The sequence below is a fragment of the Clostridium vitabionis genome (genome assembly GCF_015351765.1).
Taxonomy (GTDB): Bacteria; Bacillota; Clostridia; order Lachnospirales; family Lachnospiraceae; genus Clostridium_R; species Clostridium_R vitabionis.
Genome location: NZ_JADKQA010000001.1, coordinates 991675 through 1009584, shown reverse-complemented (window position 1 = coordinate 1009584; position 17910 = coordinate 991675). Strand labels below are relative to the sequence as shown.

The 17910-nt window shown below is 58.8% G+C and carries 16 protein-coding genes, 1 other RNA gene and 1 pseudogene; 16 read left to right on the top strand and 2 right to left on the bottom strand.

Annotated features, from left to right (window positions below):
• The first annotated feature begins 12 nt into the window (after positions 1 to 12).
• From leuD to hslO, 11 genes are all read left to right on the top strand, one after another.
• Complete coding sequence (leuD, locus tag ISF27_RS04410; protein ID WP_194609433.1) at positions 13 to 498, top strand: 3-isopropylmalate dehydratase small subunit; 486 nt, start codon at positions 13 to 15, stop codon at positions 496 to 498.
• A 53-nt stretch (positions 499 to 551) separates the two neighbouring features.
• Entirely contained in the window at positions 552 to 1037 is a 486-nt protein-coding gene (ybaK, locus tag ISF27_RS04405) for a Cys-tRNA(Pro) deacylase (RefSeq protein WP_194609431.1), read from the top strand.
• Between the two features lie 376 nt (positions 1038 to 1413).
• Positions 1414 to 2244, top strand: coding sequence for a cell wall hydrolase (locus ISF27_RS04400; protein WP_194609429.1), 831 nt, complete (start codon positions 1414 to 1416; stop codon positions 2242 to 2244).
• Between the two features lie 187 nt (positions 2245 to 2431).
• On the top strand, positions 2432 to 2854 hold the full coding sequence (cdd, locus tag ISF27_RS04395; RefSeq protein ID WP_407926045.1) for a cytidine deaminase: 423 nt from the start codon (positions 2432 to 2434) through the stop codon (positions 2852 to 2854).
• Between the two features lie 7 nt (positions 2855 to 2861).
• Positions 2862 to 4202 (top strand): thymidine phosphorylase, encoded by a 1341-nt coding sequence (locus tag ISF27_RS04390; RefSeq protein WP_194609427.1) that lies wholly within the window; start codon positions 2862 to 2864, stop codon positions 4200 to 4202.
• A gap of 30 nt (positions 4203 to 4232) precedes the next feature.
• Positions 4233 to 4412: non-coding RNA, 6S RNA (gene ssrS / locus ISF27_RS04385), on the top strand.
• A 301-nt stretch (positions 4413 to 4713) separates the two neighbouring features.
• The gene (locus ISF27_RS04380; protein WP_194609426.1) at positions 4714 to 6048 is read left to right on the top strand and encodes an AI-2E family transporter; all 1335 of its coding nucleotides are present in this window, start codon (positions 4714 to 4716) and stop codon (positions 6046 to 6048) included.
• A 71-nt stretch (positions 6049 to 6119) separates the two neighbouring features.
• Entirely contained in the window at positions 6120 to 8513 is a 2394-nt protein-coding gene (locus ISF27_RS04375) for a SpoIID/LytB domain-containing protein (protein ID WP_194609425.1), read from the top strand.
• Positions 8514 to 8660: 147 nt separating this feature from the next.
• A complete protein-coding gene (locus tag ISF27_RS04370) occupies positions 8661 to 9176 on the top strand; it encodes an SEC-C metal-binding domain-containing protein (RefSeq protein WP_194609424.1) in 516 nt (171 codons plus the stop codon).
• 102 nt (positions 9177 to 9278) lie between these two features.
• Entirely contained in the window at positions 9279 to 10070 is a 792-nt protein-coding gene (locus tag ISF27_RS04365) for a class I SAM-dependent DNA methyltransferase (protein ID WP_194609423.1), read from the top strand.
• On the top strand, positions 10054 to 10971 hold the full coding sequence (gene hslO, locus ISF27_RS04360) for an Hsp33 family molecular chaperone HslO (RefSeq protein WP_194609422.1): 918 nt from the start codon (positions 10054 to 10056) through the stop codon (positions 10969 to 10971). The genes ISF27_RS04365 and hslO overlap by 17 nt, the downstream gene beginning before the upstream one ends.
• 169 nt (positions 10972 to 11140) lie before the next feature.
• Here the strand turns inward: hslO and ISF27_RS04355 are convergent, their stop codons facing one another.
• Positions 11141 to 11347, bottom strand: a complete 207-nt coding sequence (locus tag ISF27_RS04355) for a cold-shock protein (protein WP_194609421.1) — start codon at positions 11345 to 11347, stop codon at positions 11141 to 11143.
• A 232-nt stretch (positions 11348 to 11579) separates the two neighbouring features.
• Here ISF27_RS04355 and ISF27_RS04350 point away from each other — a divergent pair.
• Positions 11580 to 12119 (top strand): annotated as a pseudogene (locus ISF27_RS04350) (DUF5662 family protein); the annotation flags it as partial.
• 96 nt (positions 12120 to 12215) lie between these two features.
• On the opposite strand, the gene ISF27_RS04345 reads toward ISF27_RS04350, so the two are convergent.
• Positions 12216 to 13337, bottom strand: a complete 1122-nt coding sequence (locus ISF27_RS04345; protein WP_194609420.1) for a ribonuclease H-like domain-containing protein — start codon at positions 13335 to 13337, stop codon at positions 12216 to 12218.
• Positions 13338 to 13515: 178 nt separating this feature from the next.
• Between ISF27_RS04345 and ruvA the strand changes: the two genes are divergently transcribed.
• The 4 genes from ruvA (at position 13516) to ISF27_RS04325 (ending at position 17910) form a co-directional block, all read left to right on the top strand.
• Positions 13516 to 14130, top strand: a complete 615-nt coding sequence (gene ruvA, locus ISF27_RS04340) for a Holliday junction branch migration protein RuvA (RefSeq protein ID WP_194609419.1) — start codon at positions 13516 to 13518, stop codon at positions 14128 to 14130.
• A 26-nt stretch (positions 14131 to 14156) separates the two neighbouring features.
• A complete protein-coding gene (gene ruvB, locus ISF27_RS04335) occupies positions 14157 to 15173 on the top strand; it encodes a Holliday junction branch migration DNA helicase RuvB (protein ID WP_194609418.1) in 1017 nt (338 codons plus the stop codon).
• Positions 15174 to 15259: 86 nt separating this feature from the next.
• The gene (locus ISF27_RS04330; protein WP_235986009.1) at positions 15260 to 15637 is read left to right on the top strand and encodes a cell division protein ZapA; all 378 of its coding nucleotides are present in this window, start codon (positions 15260 to 15262) and stop codon (positions 15635 to 15637) included.
• Positions 15634 to 17910, top strand: a complete 2277-nt coding sequence (locus ISF27_RS04325; RefSeq protein WP_194609416.1) for a peptidase U32 family protein — start codon at positions 15634 to 15636, stop codon at positions 17908 to 17910. Before ISF27_RS04330 ends, ISF27_RS04325 begins: the two co-directional genes overlap by 4 nt.

Below are 17910 nucleotides of genomic sequence, written 5' to 3'. Positions count from 1 at the left end.
GTTTATGCTATCATGAAAGCGGACGGACATGTTTTTAAATACGGAGACAATATTGACACCGACGTTATCATCCCGGCGAGATATCTGAACGCCACGGACGGGGCTGAGCTGGCCAAGCACTGCATGGCGGACATTGACAGCACGTTTGTGGAGCGGGTTAAGCCCGGCGACATTATTGTGGCCAACAAGAATTTCGGCTGCGGCTCCTCCCGCGAGCACGCGCCGCTCGCGATCAAGTGCGCGGGCATAAGCTGCGTCATCGCGGAGACATTTGCCCGCATCTTCTACCGGAACGCGATCAACATCGGCCTGCCGATCATCGAATGCCCGGAGGCGGCAGCGTCGATCGCGGACGGTGATGAGGTTGAGGTGAATTTTGACAGCGGCGTGATCACGGACAAAACCACCGGGAAGCGCTTTCAGGGGCAGGCGTTCCCGCCGTTCATGCAGAAGATCATCTCCGCGGGAGGACTGGTCGGCTACATCAATGAGAAGTAAGGACAGCCCGCCGATGTCTCCGGAAAATTTCTGAGAAAAGAGGACAGGACATCATGGCGAAGAACACGAAGACAAATGTGATGCGGCAGCTGGATCAGGCGCGCATCCCCTACGAGACCGCGGAGTACGAGTGGAGCGAGGACGACCTTTCGGGGAGCCACGCGGCAGACGAGCTCGGGATGGAGCATGGAAGCATGTTCAAGACGCTGGTTCTCGTGGGCGACAAGACGCCGCACCTGGTCTGCTGTATTCCCGTTGACGATGAGCTGGACCTGAAGAAGGTCGCCAGAGAGACAGGCAACAAGCGGGTGGAGATGATCCATGTGAAGGAGCTTCTTCCACTGACTGGCTATATGCGCGGGGGCTGTTCCCCGATCGGAATGAAGAAAAAATTTCCGACCTGGATCCACCAAACCGCGGAGAATTATGAAAAGATCGCGGTCAGCGCCGGGATGCGCGGGCATCAGGTGATTCTTGATCCGCGGAAGCTTGCAGATTTTGTGGAGGCGAAGTTCGCCGATCTTGTCCGGGGGGACTGAGAAAGTCCGCAGGGAGGATTCTGTTCAGACCCGTGTGGGGGAATGAAGCTGAATCCTCCCTGTTTTTCTGCCCATCAGGGGGAGCACATCCCATATTTTCCCCGTTTTCTCCGAAAAAGTGAAAAAATAATCACCAAAATTTGCCTGGGGCAGGAAAAATCCCGATGGAGAATAGTGACAAAAAGCGAGGAGGGCAGTCCGGAAAAATTTTCAGGCTATGCACAAAATAATTACAAATATATTAAATTACGAACGATAATGTCACAAAAATGTAAATAACTTATTGACACTCATTTCCCGATTTCCCTATAATGTTCTCGTTTCTAACAGATTTGTTATTTTTTGAGAGCCGGGGATGCCGGGAAGGAGAACGGAAATGCAGATGTTCTGCGAAATCCTCCAGGCAGCCTGCTATTATATCCGTGAGTTCGCGGTGCAGCTGACCAAAAAGATGTACCGCAATTCCGCGGTCTTTCTCTCCGCGATCACGGTGGTGACCGTATTCTCCTTCAGCTCCAACTCTTACGGCGGGGCGGGGAGAAGCGCGGTGTCCGCCCACCTGGAGGAATCGTCGGAGGCCGGAGAGGATTCGGAGGGAATCCCGCCGGACGGGGATGCCGCGGAGGTGATGGGCGCTGAGGACGCCGGAGAGGCAGAAGAAAAGCTGCTGCTCGGTGCCAAAACCGTAGGCGCCGCCATGGATTCCGCCGCCGAGGAAGCTCTGGAGAGCCGCTCCGCCGCCGCGGAGAAGATTCAGCCGAAGGTAGCTGAACAGAAACAGCAGGCCGCTGCCGAGGCGGAAAAACAGGCGAGAAAAGAGCGGGCGGTGATCCGCTATGACGATTACGACCTGGAGTGCCTTGAGCATATTGTCCAGGCGGAGGCCGGCGGGGAGGATGCCGAGGGCAGGCTTCTCGTGGCGAATGTGATTGTCAACCGGGTGAAAAGCAGCGAATTTCCCAATGATTTGTATGACGTGATTTACCAGAAAGGACAGTTTCAGCCGGTGGCGAACGGGGAGATTGACCGCGTGACGCCCACGGAGGAGACGAAGAAGCTGGTCGAGCGCGCCCTCGAGGGTGAGGATCACTCCGGCGGCGCCCTGTACTTCATGAATCGCGAGGAGGCGACCCGGATGAACGCGCGATGGTTCGACGGGAGACTGACCTTTGTCATGAGCCACGGCGGACACGAGTTTTACCGCTAATCCTCTGTCCTCTCTGTATTTTACCGCATTGTCTGACTTGTCGGGGATTTCCCCCTATTCTTACGCAAACCTTTGAAAACTACATATTTTTTTCTCTGAAGAACCGGTGCCGGGATAGGTCTGCCCAAAATTCTGTCCGCAGTGTATAATCAGGCCAGGAGCAGGATTTTGAGAAGGAGGGGGTTCAGTGGACGAACAAGTAAAGCGCATGCTCATGAGGAGCGCGATGGATCATCTCGGAAATGCGTATGCGCCGTATTCCGGGTTCTTTGTCTCGGCGGCGCTGCTTACGGAGGACGGCTCGGTCTTTTACGGGGTCAACTGCGAAAACGCTTCTTACCCGTCGGGCATCTGCGCTGAGCGGGCGGCATTCTCCGCGGCGGTGAGCGCCGGGCACAGGAGATTTGCCGCGATCGCGATCGTCGGAGGAAAACAGGGGAAAATCGAGGGAATCTGCGCGCCGTGCGGCATTTGCCGGCAGGTGATGCGGGAATTCTGCGATCCGGCGGCCTTCCTGATCCTGCTTGGCACGGGGGAGGATGATATCCGGGAGTACACGCTCGATGCGCTTCTCCCGGAAAGCTTCGGGCCGGCGAATCTTGGGAGGTGACGCGCGGATGAGAATGTATGACCTGATCGAGAAGAAAAAACACGGGAGGGCGCTCTCCCGGGAGGAAATCCGGGAGATGATCTCCGGGTTTGTGTCCGGGGATGTTCCGGATTATCAGATGTCTGCCATGGCGATGGCGATCTGGTTTATGGGGATGAGCGATGAGGAGATCACGGAGCTGACCCTCGCGATGGCGGATTCCGGGGAGAAGGAGGATCTCTCCCCGATCCGAGGATTTAAAGCGGACAAGCACAGCACAGGCGGTGTGGGCGATAAGACCACGCTGATCTGCGGCCCGGTGGCGGCTGCCCTTGGCGTCCGTGTCGCGAAAATGTCCGGGCGCGGGCTTGGCTTTACCGGTGGAACGATCGACAAGCTGGAGGCGATCCCGGGCTTTTCTACGGAAATCGCCCCGGAGCGCTTCTTTGCGCTCGTGAACCGCGTCGGCATCGCCGTGGTCGGGCAGAGCGGAAATCTCGTCCCGGCGGACAAGAAACTGTACGCCCTCCGGGATGTCACGGCAACCGTCGACAGTATCCCGCTGATCGCCTCCTCCATCATGAGCAAGAAGCTGGCCGGCGGTGCTGACGGCATTGTTCTCGATGTGAAGACCGGGAGCGGCGCGTTCATGAAGACGATGGAGAACTCGGTGAAGCTTGCGGAGACCATGGTCCGCATCGGCACGATGGCTGGGAGAACCTGCACGGCGCTGATCACTGACATGGATGTCCCGCTCGGGCATGCCATCGGCAATGCGCTCGAGGTCCGGGAGGCGCTTGAGGTGCTCCAGAACCACGGCCCGGCAGATCTCCGGGAGGTTTCCCTGCGTCTCGCCGCGGAGATGCTCCACATCGCCGGGAAGGGAAGCCCGGAGGAGTGTTTCCGGATGGCGGAGGGCGCTCTCCGGGACGGGAGCGCGATGGCCGTCTTCCGCAGGATGGCAGCTGCACAGGGCGGGAGCACGGAATATCTGGACGGGCTTGCCGCCGGGGCAATGCCGGAGGGCGAGGCGAGCGTAAGCGTCGCCTCGCCGGCGGACGGATTCATCAGCGCGATGGATACCGAGGGCATCGGGACAGCCTCGGTGCTCCTCCACGCCGGAAGAAGCAAAAAGGGGGAGGAGATTGACCACGGCGCGGGGATCATCCTCCGGAAAAAGTATGGGGACCGGGTGAAAAAGGGGGAGCCGGTTGCCACGCTCTACGCCGCGGATCCGGCGCTTTTCGGCGAGGCATCCGCGAGGTTTCTCGCCTCCTTAACCTTTGCACCCGAGGAACCGCCGGCGAGGCAGCTCGTCTATGCCCGAGTCGGAAAAGATGGTTTACAAGACCTATCCCCTGTTGTATAATCGTGTCAGAAATTCAGAAAACAGTGTTGATTTATCCTGGGATGCTCGATAACTCCTGTCGTTTTTGATCCTACATCTGACTAACGGGATTCCGATATCTCCGGATTGATGTCATGCCTCTTTCGGGTGGAAGGCAGATTTTCGGATGGGGTTGCCCACCTGGCTTTCGCTAGGAGTCAATTTGGCAGGAGCCGGCACCTTGGGATTGATTTTTCGTAAGCAGCGATCCACTTCGCTGCTTACTGTTGTATTAGCAGAGCACTTAACGATAACCAGCCACTTAACGAGGACAAGCGCAAGCGCAGTCCGAGTTTAGTGGAGTGGCTATCCGCGGAGCGGAGCACGAGCCGTCAGGCGAAGTGCGAGTTTAGTGCGAGCTATGCAAATTTGCTTGGCGAGGACAAGCGTAAGCGCAGTTCGAGCTTAGTGGAGTGGCTATCCGCGGAGCGGGGCACGAGCCGTCAGGCGAAGTGCGAGTTGAGCGCGAGCCCGGCGGATGGGGAGGTTGATCATGGAAAATCGCTCGTTTCGGGAATATCTGTACCTTGGACTGACCGCCCTGGCGGTTGTGGCGGCAAGCCTGGTCCTGTGGGTCTGCTTCCAGCACTGGTCCGGGTTCGCCAGGCTGGTCGGTTCCTTTTTCGGTATCCTGGCGCCCTTTATTGATGGCGCCGTGCTGGCCTACCTGCTCTCTCCGATCTATAATGCGGTCCGGCGGTTTATCATTGATTTTCTGCATAATTCTTCCCGGGCGAAACGGATCGCGCCGGCGGTCGGCTTTATCGCGAAGGCTGTCGCGACGCTGATTTCCGTATTCCTGGTGATTTTCACGGTTGTCGGCGTGATCAGCCTGATTCTTCCGCAGCTCATTTCCAGCATTATCGGGATCTGGGAATCTCTCCCCGGTTACTGGGATACCTTCAATACCTGGGTCTCCCGCCTTCTCTCCAGCAATCCGGAAATGAAGGCGATCGTCTCCAACCTGCTCCAGTCCGCCTATGACACGGTCATCAGCTGGGGAAGCGGGGCGGACGCCGTGTCCCCGGAGAGTGCGGCAGGACACGTCAATATTGTCCAGGCTTTCTCCGGCCTCATCAACCAGCTCTCTGACGACGGCATCGCGGGGATCGTCGCGCAGCTCGGAAACAGCGTCCTCGGCATCCTGACACAGATCAAAAACTGGATTCTCGGCCTGATCGTCATGATGTATTTTCTCAATATCAAGGAAGTCCTGCTCGCGCAGATCAAAAAGATTATCTACAGCATTTTCCCGGTCGGCCTAGCCAATGAGATCGTCTATGAAGCCCGCTATGTCAACCGCGTGTTCGGTGGGTTTATCGTGGGCAAGATCATTGATTCCATCATCATCGGATTCCTCTGCTTCTTCTGCATTTCCCTGATGAAAATGCCATACCCGATGCTGATCTCGACGATCATCGGGGTGACCAACGTGATTCCGTTCTTCGGGCCGTTTTTCGGCGCCATTCCGTCGGCGATCCTGGTTTTACTGGTCAGCCCCCTGAAATGCCTGTATTTCCTGGTTTTCATCCTGATTCTCCAGCAGTTTGACGGCAATATCCTTGGGCCGAGGATACTCGGCGGCTCCACCGGCCTGCCGAGCTTCTGGGTCATGTTTGCCATCCTGTTCTTCGGCAGCCTCTTCGGCTTCGTCGGGATGATCATCGGGGTGCCGCTGCTCGCGGTCATCCTGAACCTGGTGTCCCGCGCGGTCAATCATTCCCTGAAAAAGCGGAACCTGCCGCTCGCGAAAGCGGACTATATGGACTTTGCGGGGATGGACGAGGCGAGCGGGAAGATCATCCCGAAGGATAAGGCTGGAAAATGATTTCGCATCCGGGTTTCCGGGAGCTTGCGGCCGGGCTGCCGCGCGGACAGCGGAAGGGAGAGGAGAAACACATGCCGGGCAAGAGAGGAATTGACCGAAAGAAGCGGCCGGCGGGGCGGATATGGCTTCCCGCGGCTGTCCTCTCCCTGGCTTTTTTTGCCCTTTTGCTGGTTTTTGCGTTCGGCCGTCCCATGACCCGGGGAAACAGCCTGCGCCGCGATGAGGCGGCGAAGGCGCTCGCCCTCGCGGTCACGGACAGGGACAGCCTCTCCGAAAGCCTCGAGGAGGACGGCAATCTTGTCGACCATGACGGGGAAGCCTGGAGCGACAAGTATGTGAGCTTTCTCCTCCGGGAGGGGTATCTTGCCGCAAAGAAGGGCGGGGAGACGAGAAAAGTCCGGGATTCCTGGGTGAGGGCAAAGTTCACCTACGGCGATGCCGCGCGCGCGGCCGAGAAGGCGAAGAGCGGGCTTTCCTCCTCGCTCGGCGTTCCTGAGTCCGAGTATCAGAAGGCAATGCCGGCGGAGGCATTCTGGCTCTTTTATGACGCTTTTGTCTCGGCGGTGGATCCGGACGGCGAAGTTTCCCGGGGCGAGGCAGTCGCCTGCGGGATCAGCAGCGCGGTCGGCGCGCAGGAAGCTTCCTCCGGGGAACCTGCCGGCGATACATCCGCAGGAGAGGGGGGAAAACTCCTGCACACCGCGGCGGGGGATGTCTATTTCGCCGAAGGCCTCGACCTCTCCGGCATCACTGACCGGAAGGTCAGCATCATGCGGCGCGGCAGCGAGCTGATCCGTGTCCCGCAGGTGATTTCCGACGAGGTTACCTACCGGAACGTCTGGGTCTCGCGCAGCCATGGAAAAATCTCCATGGTCATCGGGGATCTCACCAGAGACCTGGGAAAGCCTGAGGACACGGCAAGGGATGCTGCGGAGAAGATCAACAGCGACGGGCAGATCGCGGACATTTCCCTGGATAAAGGCAGGATCACCGGCGTTACGTTAAAGACCGGGAGCTGCGAGGGCAGGATTCTCAGCATCAACGGGCGCGTGATCGAGGTCGAGGGCTACGGCCAGATGACCATGGAGGAGGATTTCCGCGTCTACCGGATCTACGGGCAGGTCAGCGAACAGAATGTCCAGGACATGCTGGTCGGCTATGATCTCGGCCGGCTGGTCATCGAGGATGGCAAGGCCTGCGCGGCACTTCTGACGCACAGCTTCTCCGCGAAGAACATCCGCGTGCTGATCACGACCGATGATTTCTCGAATGTTTTTCATGATATGGCGGTTTTTACCTCCGACGGCGGCTTCAAGGTAGCCTGCGGGGGCGCGGAGAAGGAGTATGCCCCGGGGGAGAAATTCCGCATCGAGGAGGGCGATGAGCTTTTTCGGAAAGGCCGGGTAACCCTGACGCCGCTGGACGGGGCGAAGGGGATCACGATCGCCTCGGTCAACCGGGCGTACGGGCATCCATCCTGCCCGGGGACGATCGAGGTAAGCGAGGAGGAGAGCGGCCTTCTGATCATCAATGACCTGGACCTCGAGGATTATCTGGAGCGGGTGGTTCCCAGCGAGATGCCGGCGGAGGCTGAGGAGGAAGCCCTGAAAGCGCAGGCGGTCTGCGCGAGGACGTACGCATGGCGGCAGATCCGGGCAAATGCTTACCAGCGCTACGGCGCTCATGTCGATGATAGTGCAAAATATCAGGTGTACAACAATTATGGACCGGAGAGCCGGACGAACCAGGCGGTCCGGGACACCCGCGGACTTCTTCTCTGCTATGACGGGAAGCCGGCGGAGACATATTATTATTCTACCTCCTGCGGCTACGGCACAGACACCACGATCTGGAATGACAGCGCGGAGGACACACCGTATCTCAAGAGCCGGCGGCTCTCCCTCGGGGAGGACGGGGATATGCCAACCACGGAGGAGATGACCGGGGAGGAGGTGTTCCGGAAGGTAATCCAGAAGAAGGATCCGGCCGGCGTTGACTCCGCCGCGTCCATGTACCGCTGGACGACGGAGATCAGCGCAAGCTACGCCGCGTCGCGCGTCACCGGGATCGGGGATATTGTCGGATTCTTCGTGTCGAAGCGGGCACCCGGCGGAGCCGTACTCTCCATGGAGGTGGTTGGCACCGAGGGGCGCAAATATCTCCGAGGGTCGGACACGATCCGGAAGATTCTCGGCGACGCGGGGCTTACCTACCTCTGCGGCGACGGCACGAAGGTTTCCGGCCTCTCCATCCTGCCGAGCCCGTTCATCTACATCGATGAGACGGCGCGGGATGAGACGACCGGGGAACGGACATTTACCATCTGGGGTGGAGGCTTCGGCCACGGCATCGGCATGAGCCAGAGCGGCGCGCGGGCGATGGCGAAGGCGGGAAAGGATTACCGGGATATCCTGAATTTCTTTTACCCGGGGACGGAACTTCGGACGGTGGACAAGGCCGGGTGACGGACGAAATGTTGTCTCTGTCACAAAATGTTTGCAAAATCCGGCCAAAATGCCTTATAATAATAAGGCGTCTGCGGTGCTTTGCGTAATGCAGGGTTCCGGACAGGCATAAGAATATGAAAAAACCACGGAAGGAAAGGTCGGACGATGACTTTACTGGAAAATTGGAGAAACCTTGCCTACGGCAACGGACTTGACAAAAAACATCAGGATGAGCTCTGGAAAGCGTATTTTCAGGTAGAGAAGGGAATCTACAAGCAGATCCTCGCGGATCCGGAGACCGAGGTCAAGGGCACGGTCCGGGAGCTCGCGGAGAAGTATGGCACCGATATCCAGACGATGACCGGTTTCCTGGACGGCATCAGCGAGAGCCTCAAGGGATATCAGAATCCGATTGAGACGATGGATGAGGACACGGAGGTCCGTATCCTGATCGATCCGGAAAAGCTCTACTATAACATGTGCGAGGCGAAGGCAAAATGGCTCTATGAGCTCCCGGAGTGGGACAAGATCCTCAGTGAGGAGAAGCGCACCGAGATTTACCGCGCGGAGAAGGCGTCCGGAACGGTCCGCAGGGAGCACAAGAAGATCTATCCGAACGACCCCTGCCCGTGCGGGAGCGGCAAGAAGTACAAGAAGTGCCATGGCAGAAACGCGCAGTGACGCGTGACGCCCGGCAGAACACGGCCATAGCAGAGGACGGCCCCGGCGGGCGGATTTCCGCCGGGGCCGCCCCGTCGTTATCCTTATGCTTCGGAGGAAAGCATGGAACACCATGATGTCAATGCATACACCGGCTTTGCTGAGGTGTACGATCTTTTTATGGACAATGTCCCCTATGATGACTGGTGCCGTTACCTCGTGGGGCTTCTCCGGGACTCCGGCATCCGGGACGGCCTGGTGCTGGATCTCGGCTGCGGCACCGGCAATATCACCGAGAGGCTGGCAAAGGCCGGCTATGACATGATCGGTGTTGACGCCTCGGAGGATATGCTCTCGTGCGCGCTGAAAAAGCGGGACAGCTCAGGGAGCGATATCCTCTACCTGCAGCAGGATATGCGCTCCTTTGAGCTCTACGGCACGGTCCGGGCAGTGGTCTCCCTCTGCGATTCTATGAATTACATTCTGGATTACGGTGATCTTGTCAAGGTCTTCCGGCTGGTCAATAATTACCTCGATCCGGGCGGCAGGCTGATCTTTGACCTCCGGACAGAGGCTGATTATGCCGCGATCGGCGAGCGGACGATCGCCGAGGACCGGGAGGAGAGCAGCTTTATCTGGGATAATGACTATGATCCCGAGACCCGGGAAAATGACTACGAGCTGGCCCTTTTTATCCGGGAGAGCGGGGACAGGTACCGGAAATTCACGGAGACGCATGTCCAGAAGGCCTGGAGGCCGGAGGAGATCCGGCGCGCGCTTGCCGAGGCGGGGCTCAGGGAGATCGCTATGTATGACGCATTTACCAGGGATCCGGTCCGCAAGGACAGCGGGCGGATCTATGTGATCGCCGAGGAGCAGGGAAAGGAAAGAAAATCTGATGGAAAAACAGAATGATTATATGATCCGCGGAACAGCCGGGGGAGGCCAGGTCCGCGCGTTTATCGCAACAACGAGGGATATGGCGGAGTACGGGAGAAAGGTTCACCGGACGACCCCGGTGGCGACCGCTGCCCTGGGGCGCCTGCTCACTGCCGGCGTCATGATGGGGACGATGATGAAGGGCGACCGGGACGAGATCACGGTCCGCATCGACGGCGACGGGCCGATCCGTATGGTGCTCGTCACCGCGGACAGCCACGGGACAGCCCGCGGCTGTGTGGGAAATCCCAATGTCCTCCTGCCGTTTAAGGAAAATGGGCATCTCGATGTCGGCGGTGCCATCGGCAAGGGATCGCTCAAGGTGATCCGGGACACCGGCCTCAAGGAGCCCTACGTCGGCGAGGTCAACCTGGTTTCCGGGGAGATCGCGGAGGATCTCACCTACTATTTCGCGGCGTCTGAGCAGGTTCCCTCGGCGGTTTCCCTGGGGGTTCTCGTGGACACCGACACGACGGTGCGGAGGGCCGGCGGCATGATCCTGCAGATGATGCCCGATGCCGGAGATGAGATTATCGACGACCTGGAAAATACGTTAAAGAAGCTTCCCAGCATGACGGAGCTCCTGGAGGCCGGGAAGACGCCGGAGGATATTTTCCGGGAGGTGCTTGGAAACTGGCAGCCGGAGATTCTGGAGAAGATTCCCCTGAGCTATCGCTGCAACTGCAGCCGGGAGCGCGTGGAGCGCGCGCTCATCAGCATTTCCGCGAAGGATCTCCGGGAGCTGATTGAGGAGGACAAGACCATCGAGGTCGCCTGCCAGTTCTGCGATAAGAAGTACAGTTTCACCGTGGACGACCTGAAAGAGCTCGGCCGCCGGAAGCTGATGGGGCGGGTGAACGTCGTGGATAAGAACTGAGAAAAAGCCGTCTGGGGGGGGTCCCTCCCCGCGTGAGCTGAATACCTGCAAAAAGGCCTCCGCCGAAGCGGAGGCCTTTTCATCAGCTCTTCATTTCAATATAACGTGCTCAACAAATATATGTAACAAATACATAATTGTGATACAGGTACACTGATCGGAATGATGATTAGTCGTTGATTACGGTAACGTTGGTAGCCTGCGGGCCCTTAGCGCCCTCAACTACGTCATACTCAACCTTAGCGCCTTCATCGAGGGACTTGAATCCTTCCATGTTCAGGCCGGTGTAGTGTACGAATACGTCCTTGCCTTCCTCATCGCTGATGAAGCCGTAACCCTTCTGGTTGTTGAACCACTTAACTGTACCCTTATGCATTTTGATACCTCCAAAAAAATAAAGAAAATAAGTTCGCTGTAGATTTACAGCACTTGAAGATTAGCATAGTTTACCAGGGGTGTCAATTATTTCTTGTGTCAATTTTTCACAAAATATGCGACAATTCCTACCTGTTCAGCACATGCGAGGAGGTCCGAGCTTGTACATTTCCCGGCAGGACGCTAAAATGGGATCGTGTACCACTATTCTATTTCTGTGAGGAGGGAACCGCATGGTGCCGCTCAGGAATATCATCGGCCATTTCAGCACAATCACTAGACATAAGATCCTGGTGGGAAAGGAGTGCTTCCGCGTCGGCCTCTACCGGCAGGGGGTTCTCCACGACCTGTCCAAATACAGCTGCGAGGAATTTTCCTCGGGGGTCCGCTATTATCAGGGCAACCGCAGCCCGAACGCGGCGGAAAAGGAAGCGCTCGGCTATTCCCGTGCCTGGCTCCACCACAAGGGGAGGAATAAGCACCACTTTGAATACTGGATCGATTTTGAACCGGGGAGGAGCGGGAAGCTCGTCGGCAACCCGATGCCGCTCCGCTATGTGATCGAGATGTTTCTCGACCGGGTCGCGGCGTCGAAGATCTACCGCGGGAAGGACTACACGGACCGGAGCGCCCTCGATTATTACAATATTCTGCGCGGCGCCGGCTATATGCACAGAAAAACCCAGCATGAGCTGGAATTTCTGCTGAACCTGCTCGCGGACCGCGGCGAGGACTATACCTACGCATTTATCCGCGCCCTGCTTCTCCGGGAGAAGGTCCGGAGGATGGATCAACGCCGGGAAGCACTCAGGAGCTTAGCCGGGCGGATTCTCCGAAAAGCAGAAGTTCCAGTAAAGGCAGCCCGCCAGTTAAAGGAGCAGGCGGAGAACCTCGCGCACATACTCCTCGGCTGACTCGGGGGAGGAGAACAGGTCTTCCCGCCATGGCGCGAAGAGGAGCGGCGAATGGTAATCCTGCTGCATCACCGGGGTGAAGACTGCGGAAGGCTCCGGGAGGAAGATCCCGGACGCCCTGGTGTAGCAGGTTTTGGCGGTCGCCTTCCTCCGGTCCGGACTATCCATAAACTTGGCGATGCTCCGGTGGATGGCGCAATCCCTGTCCGCAAAATAGTAGTAATCCTTGTAATCCGGGTAGAAATGCCGTAGCTCCCCCTCATAGAGCGGGAGCGTCAGCCGGACTTTCCTGCCGGTGAGAAGCGCGGTGCCGAGAATCGGGGAAACCTCCCGTCCGGAGCCGCGTTTTTTGTGGTCCAGGGTGATGGCGGTATGCACAGAAACCGGGAGATCGGTGCAGCCGGTCCACTGGGCACGCAGGGAATGGGCGGCCTGCCCGGGGGGAGTTTTCACCACCTCGGTGGAATCCAGCGCGAATCCCCCGGAGAGAAAATCCCGGTAGGAGAGAATCGGCAGGATTTCCGGCATTCCGGCCACATCGTCGGCATTGTGCAGGAGGAGAAGGCGGCGTTTTTCCCCATCCCTGTCATGAAGGAAGTCCTGGTAGACCCCGATCAGCTCGCCGCCGCCCATCTTGTCCTCGCGGCGGATCCCGAGAAAGCGCTCAATATCCTTCTGTTTCAGGCCCGGGAGGGCGAGAAGGCCGCGGAGCTTCCGCGCCTCCTGGTAAATGTCGAGGTCTTCGGGAAATGCCGCGCGGATCCCATATCGTTCCGCTCTTGCTCGGATGAACGGGAGGTCAAAATTTTTTCCGTTAAAGTGAATCAGCAGCCGGTACGGATCAAGAAAGCGGAAAAAGGCGTCAAGGAGTTCGGCCTCGTCGCCCCGGTCGGCGAAAAACTGGACAATCCGGAGGCGGTTTCCCTCCGGGATGCCGCAGCCGATCAGATAGATCGCGTTGTTCTCCCGGGAAAATCCGGTCGTCTCGATATCGATAAAGAGAATTTTCCGCTCATCACCGAGCCGGGCCAGGGGATAGGGTTCCCCACAGGAGACGGTTTTCCTGACGATTTCCATGAGACACACTGCCTTTCTCTCCGCGGGAGCCGGGGAAACGGGGGGGATTTTCCCACAGACCCGGACAGCCCTGACGGAGTTTTCGATGGCTTTGAGTATACCATCCCCGGATTGCATTGAAAAGTGGGGCATGATACAATGGCATGGACTATAGATGATGGAAAAAGAGGCAGATTCTGTGATTTCTTATATCAAAGGCATTCTCACCGAGAAGGAGGAAGACCGGGTGACGGTCGAGGCCGGACAGGTGGGTTTCATGATCCAGGTTCCCCTGTCAGTGCTGGAAAAGCTCCCGCCTCTGGGGAGCGAGGTCCGGATATACACCTACATGCAGGTCCGCGAGGACGATATTTCCCTGTTCGGCTTTCTTGACCGGAGCGATCTCCGGATGTTCCGGGATCTTCTGGGCGTCAGCGGCGTCGGGCCGAAGGGCGCGCTCGCGATTCTGGGCGCGCTTGATCCGGGTGCCTTGCGGTCAGCGATTTTTCTCGCGGATGACAAGGCAATCGCCAGGGCGCCGGGCATCGGCATAAAGACAGCAAAAAGAATCGTCCTGGAGCTTAAGGACAAGGTGAAGCAGGAGGATATTCTGGATATCCCGGCCCAGGATACCGTCGGGGAGGCGGCAGATCCGGAGGCGCCGTCCGCGGCAAGGGAGGCCATTCAGGCGCTTGTCGCCCTGGGATACAGCACCGCCGAGGCATCCCGGGCGGTAGGCAGGGTTGAGGTTGCGCCGGATATGGATTCGGAGGCGGTGCTCAAGGCGTCGCTCCGGTATCTCTCGTTCCTGTAGGCGTATGGATTGGCGGTAGATAGCAAATGATGAAGCGTATGATCAATACGGAGGTCACGGAGGAAGATCTTCAGATCGAAGGCAGCCTCCGGCCGAAAAAACTGGACGATTACACCGGGCAGGCGACGCTCAAGGGGAAACTCAGGATCTATATTGACGCGGCGAAAAGCCGCGGGGAATCGCTGGACCATGTGCTCCTGTACGGGCCGCCGGGACTCGGCAAGACGACGCTCGCCGGCATCATCGCGGCGGAGATGGGGGTTCACATGAAGCAGACCTCCGGGCCGGCGATCGAGAAGCCGGGGGAGATCGCGGCGGTACTGAACGGGCTCCAGGAAGGGGATGTCCTCTTTATCGACGAGATCCACCGCCTGAACCGGCAGGTGGAGGAGGTTCTCTACCCGGCGATGGAGGATTTCGCGATCGACATCATGCTGGGCAAGGATTCCACAGCGCGGTCCATCCGTCTGGATCTTCCGCATTTCACCCTGGTCGGTGCGACTACCCGCTACGGGCTTCTCTCCGCGCCGCTCCGCGACCGTTTCGGCATCGTGGAGAAGCTGGATTTCTATGAGCCCGCCGAGCTCAAGGCGATTATCCTCCGCTCGGCGCGGGTGATGAATGTGGAGATCGACGAGGACGGCGCCTTCGAGATCGCGAGAAGGTCGCGGGGAACCCCGCGGCTTGCGAACCGCCTGCTCAAGAGAGTCCGGGATTTTGCACAGATCAAGTACGGCGGGAAGATCACGAGGGAGGCCGCGGATTTTGCCCTGGATATCCTGAAGGTGGACAAGCTCGGCCTCGACCACAATGACCGGGCATTTCTCGATATGATTATCGGCAAGTTTGACGGCGGCCCGGTCGGCCTGGAGACCCTTGCCGCGGCGCTCGGCGAGGATTCCGGAACGATCGAGGATGTCTATGAGCCGTACCTTTTGATGAACGGCCTGATCAACCGGACGCCCCGGGGGAGGATCGCGACAAAGGCGGCCTATGACCACCTGGGTTACCCCTGGCGTCAGAAAGAGCAGGATGGCGCCTGACGGACCGCCGAATGGCGGGAACAGCGGACCCGCGGCGGGCGGATACCGATCGGTGATGGATTGATGAAGACGAGGATGTGCTGAGTATGGCAGAGATGAATAATAAAAATTATACGGAAGTTCTGATCGGCGGGAAGATTTACACGCTGGGCGGGCTGGAGGAGGAGAATTATCTCCAGCAGGTCGCTTCCTATCTCAATGAGAAGATTGTCCAGGTGCGCACAATCGACGGCTTTACCCGGCTGCCGGATGATTATAAAAGCCTGACCCTGTGCCTCAATATCGCGGACGACTACTTCAAGGAGAGGGAACACAGTCATGTTCTCGCCTCGCAGAAGGAGGAGCTGGAGAAGGAGGTCTACCGGCTCAAGGCTGAGCTGGTCAATGCGAAAGTCAGGGCGAGAAGCCAGGCCGCCGGAAATCCGCGCGCGGGCAGATCCCCGGAGGATGAAAAGAAGGCATGAGCACGGAAAAGAGAACACTTGAGCTTCTCGCTCCCGCAGGTTCGGTGGACAGCATGAAGGCTGCCGTTGCCGCGGGAGCGGACGCGGTATATATGGGCGGCAGCCGCTTCGGGGCGAGGGCTTACGCGGAGAACCCGGAGAAGGAAGAACTTCTCCGGGTGATCGATTATGTGCATATTCACGGGCGGAAAATCTACCTGACGGTCAATACCCTCCTCCGCGACCAGGAGATGGAGCAGCTCTGCGACTACCTTCGTCCGTATGTGGCCGAGGGGCTGGATGCCGTCCTCGTCCAGGACATGGGGGTCCTCGGCTGCTTGAACAGGAATTTTCCCGGGCTCCCGCTCCACGCGAGCACCCAGATGACGGTGACGGCGCCGGAGTTTGCGAACCTTCTGCGGAAATACGGGGTGACCAGGATTGTGCCGGCGCGGGAGCTCTCCCTCGCGGAAATCCGGGATCTCCGGCAGAAAACCGGCCTCGAGGTGGAATGCTTTGTCCACGGCGCGCTGTGCTTCTCCTACAGCGGCCAGTGCCTGTTCTCCAGCCTGATTGGCGGAAGGAGCGGGAACCGGGGGCGCTGCGCGCAGACCTGCCGTCTGCCGTTCGCCGTCACGGGGCCGGATTTTTCCCGGAAAAAGAGCTTCCCGCTCAGCATGAAGGACCTGATGACACTGGATTTTCTGCCGGATCTTCTGGATGCCGGCGCCTACTCCCTGAAAATTGAGGGGCGGATGAAAAGCCCGCGGTACACGGCCGGCGTCGTGGAGATTTACCGGAAGTACGCGGATCTCTGGCTCTCCGGGAAGATGGATGCCGGAAACTGGCAGGTAGACGGAGAGGATCGGAGGCACTTGCTCGACCTTTTTGACCGCGGCGGACAGACCGACGGATATTTCCGCCAGCACAACGGGCCGGACATGATCGTCTTCGACGCAAAGCCGCCTTTCCGTGAGGAAAACCGGGCGTATACCGCTTACCTGGAAGAACATTATCTGAACGCGCCGGTGCGTGAGCCGGTCACAGGAACCTTTTCCGCGGAAGCCGGGCAGCCGATGGCGCTTTCGCTTACCCTTTCCGGCCGCGGTATTTCGGCCGAGGTCAGGAGCGGAAAGCCGGTGGAGGCGGCCAAAAACCGTGCGGCGGCGCCGGAGGAGATCCGGAAGCAGCTGGAGAAGACCGGAAATACGGAATTTCAGATGGAATCGCTGGAGGTTCATGCCGGCGGGGGCATCTTTCTCCCGGTGCGGGAGCTCAATGAGCTCCGGCGCAGCGGGCTGGAGGCGCTTACGGAGAAGCTTCTCGCGTCCTATCGAAGGCCTGTCCCGGAAAAATCGGCGCCTGACCCGGCCGCGGCTCCGTTTCCTATCCAGGACAAAATCGATGGCAGGGAGGAGCCGGCGCTTTCCTTCCCGGTGACTGTCCTTCTGGAAAACAGCGAGTTGCTTGGCACCGCGCTCGAGGAGCCCGGGGTCAGCAGGCTGATCCTGGACAGTGCCGAGTTCGGCCCTGAGACCTGGAAAAATGCGTCTCTTCGCGCGCACGACCGGAATATGGCGTGCTTTCTCGCCTTTCCGCGGATCTGGCGGACCGAGGCGAGAGAGTGGCTCCGCGGCGCGGAGAGGGAGCTTTTTACAGCCGGCTTTGACGGCCTCCTGCTCCGGACGGGGGAGGAGATTGCCGTGGCCGGCGCATTTTTCCGGGACAAGCGGTGGCGGGGGGATATTCTCCTCGACAGCAGCCTCTATACGATGAACCGGGAGGCGGAGAGCATGTTCCGCCGCCTCTGCCGCGACGCGGGAATCCCGGATGAGAGGGTGCAGGCGACACTTCCCTTTGAACTCAGCGGCCGCCAGATCGCGCACCGCGGGGCCGCCCGCTGCGAGCTTCCGGTCTACGGCCGCATCCCGGTCATGGTGACCGCGCAGTGTTTCCGGAAAAATGCGGATCGCTGCACACAGAAGCCCTGCCGCATCGTCCTGACGGATCGGAAGGGGATGAAATTTCCGGTCCGGAACCAGTGCCGTTTCTGCACGAATGTGATCTACAACGCTTCCCCGCTCTCCCTGCTCGGGGAGAGGAAGGAGGTCTCCCGGCTCATGCCGGATTCGGTACGCGTGACGCTGACTGACGAGACGCCTGAGGAGGCGGAACAGATTCTTTTCGCGTTCACGGACGTATTTTCCCGGGGAGGCAAGGCGTCCCGGGAGGAGGAAGAACGGCTTACGGGCGGGAATTTTACCCGGGGGCTGTTCCGCAGAGGGGTGGAATAA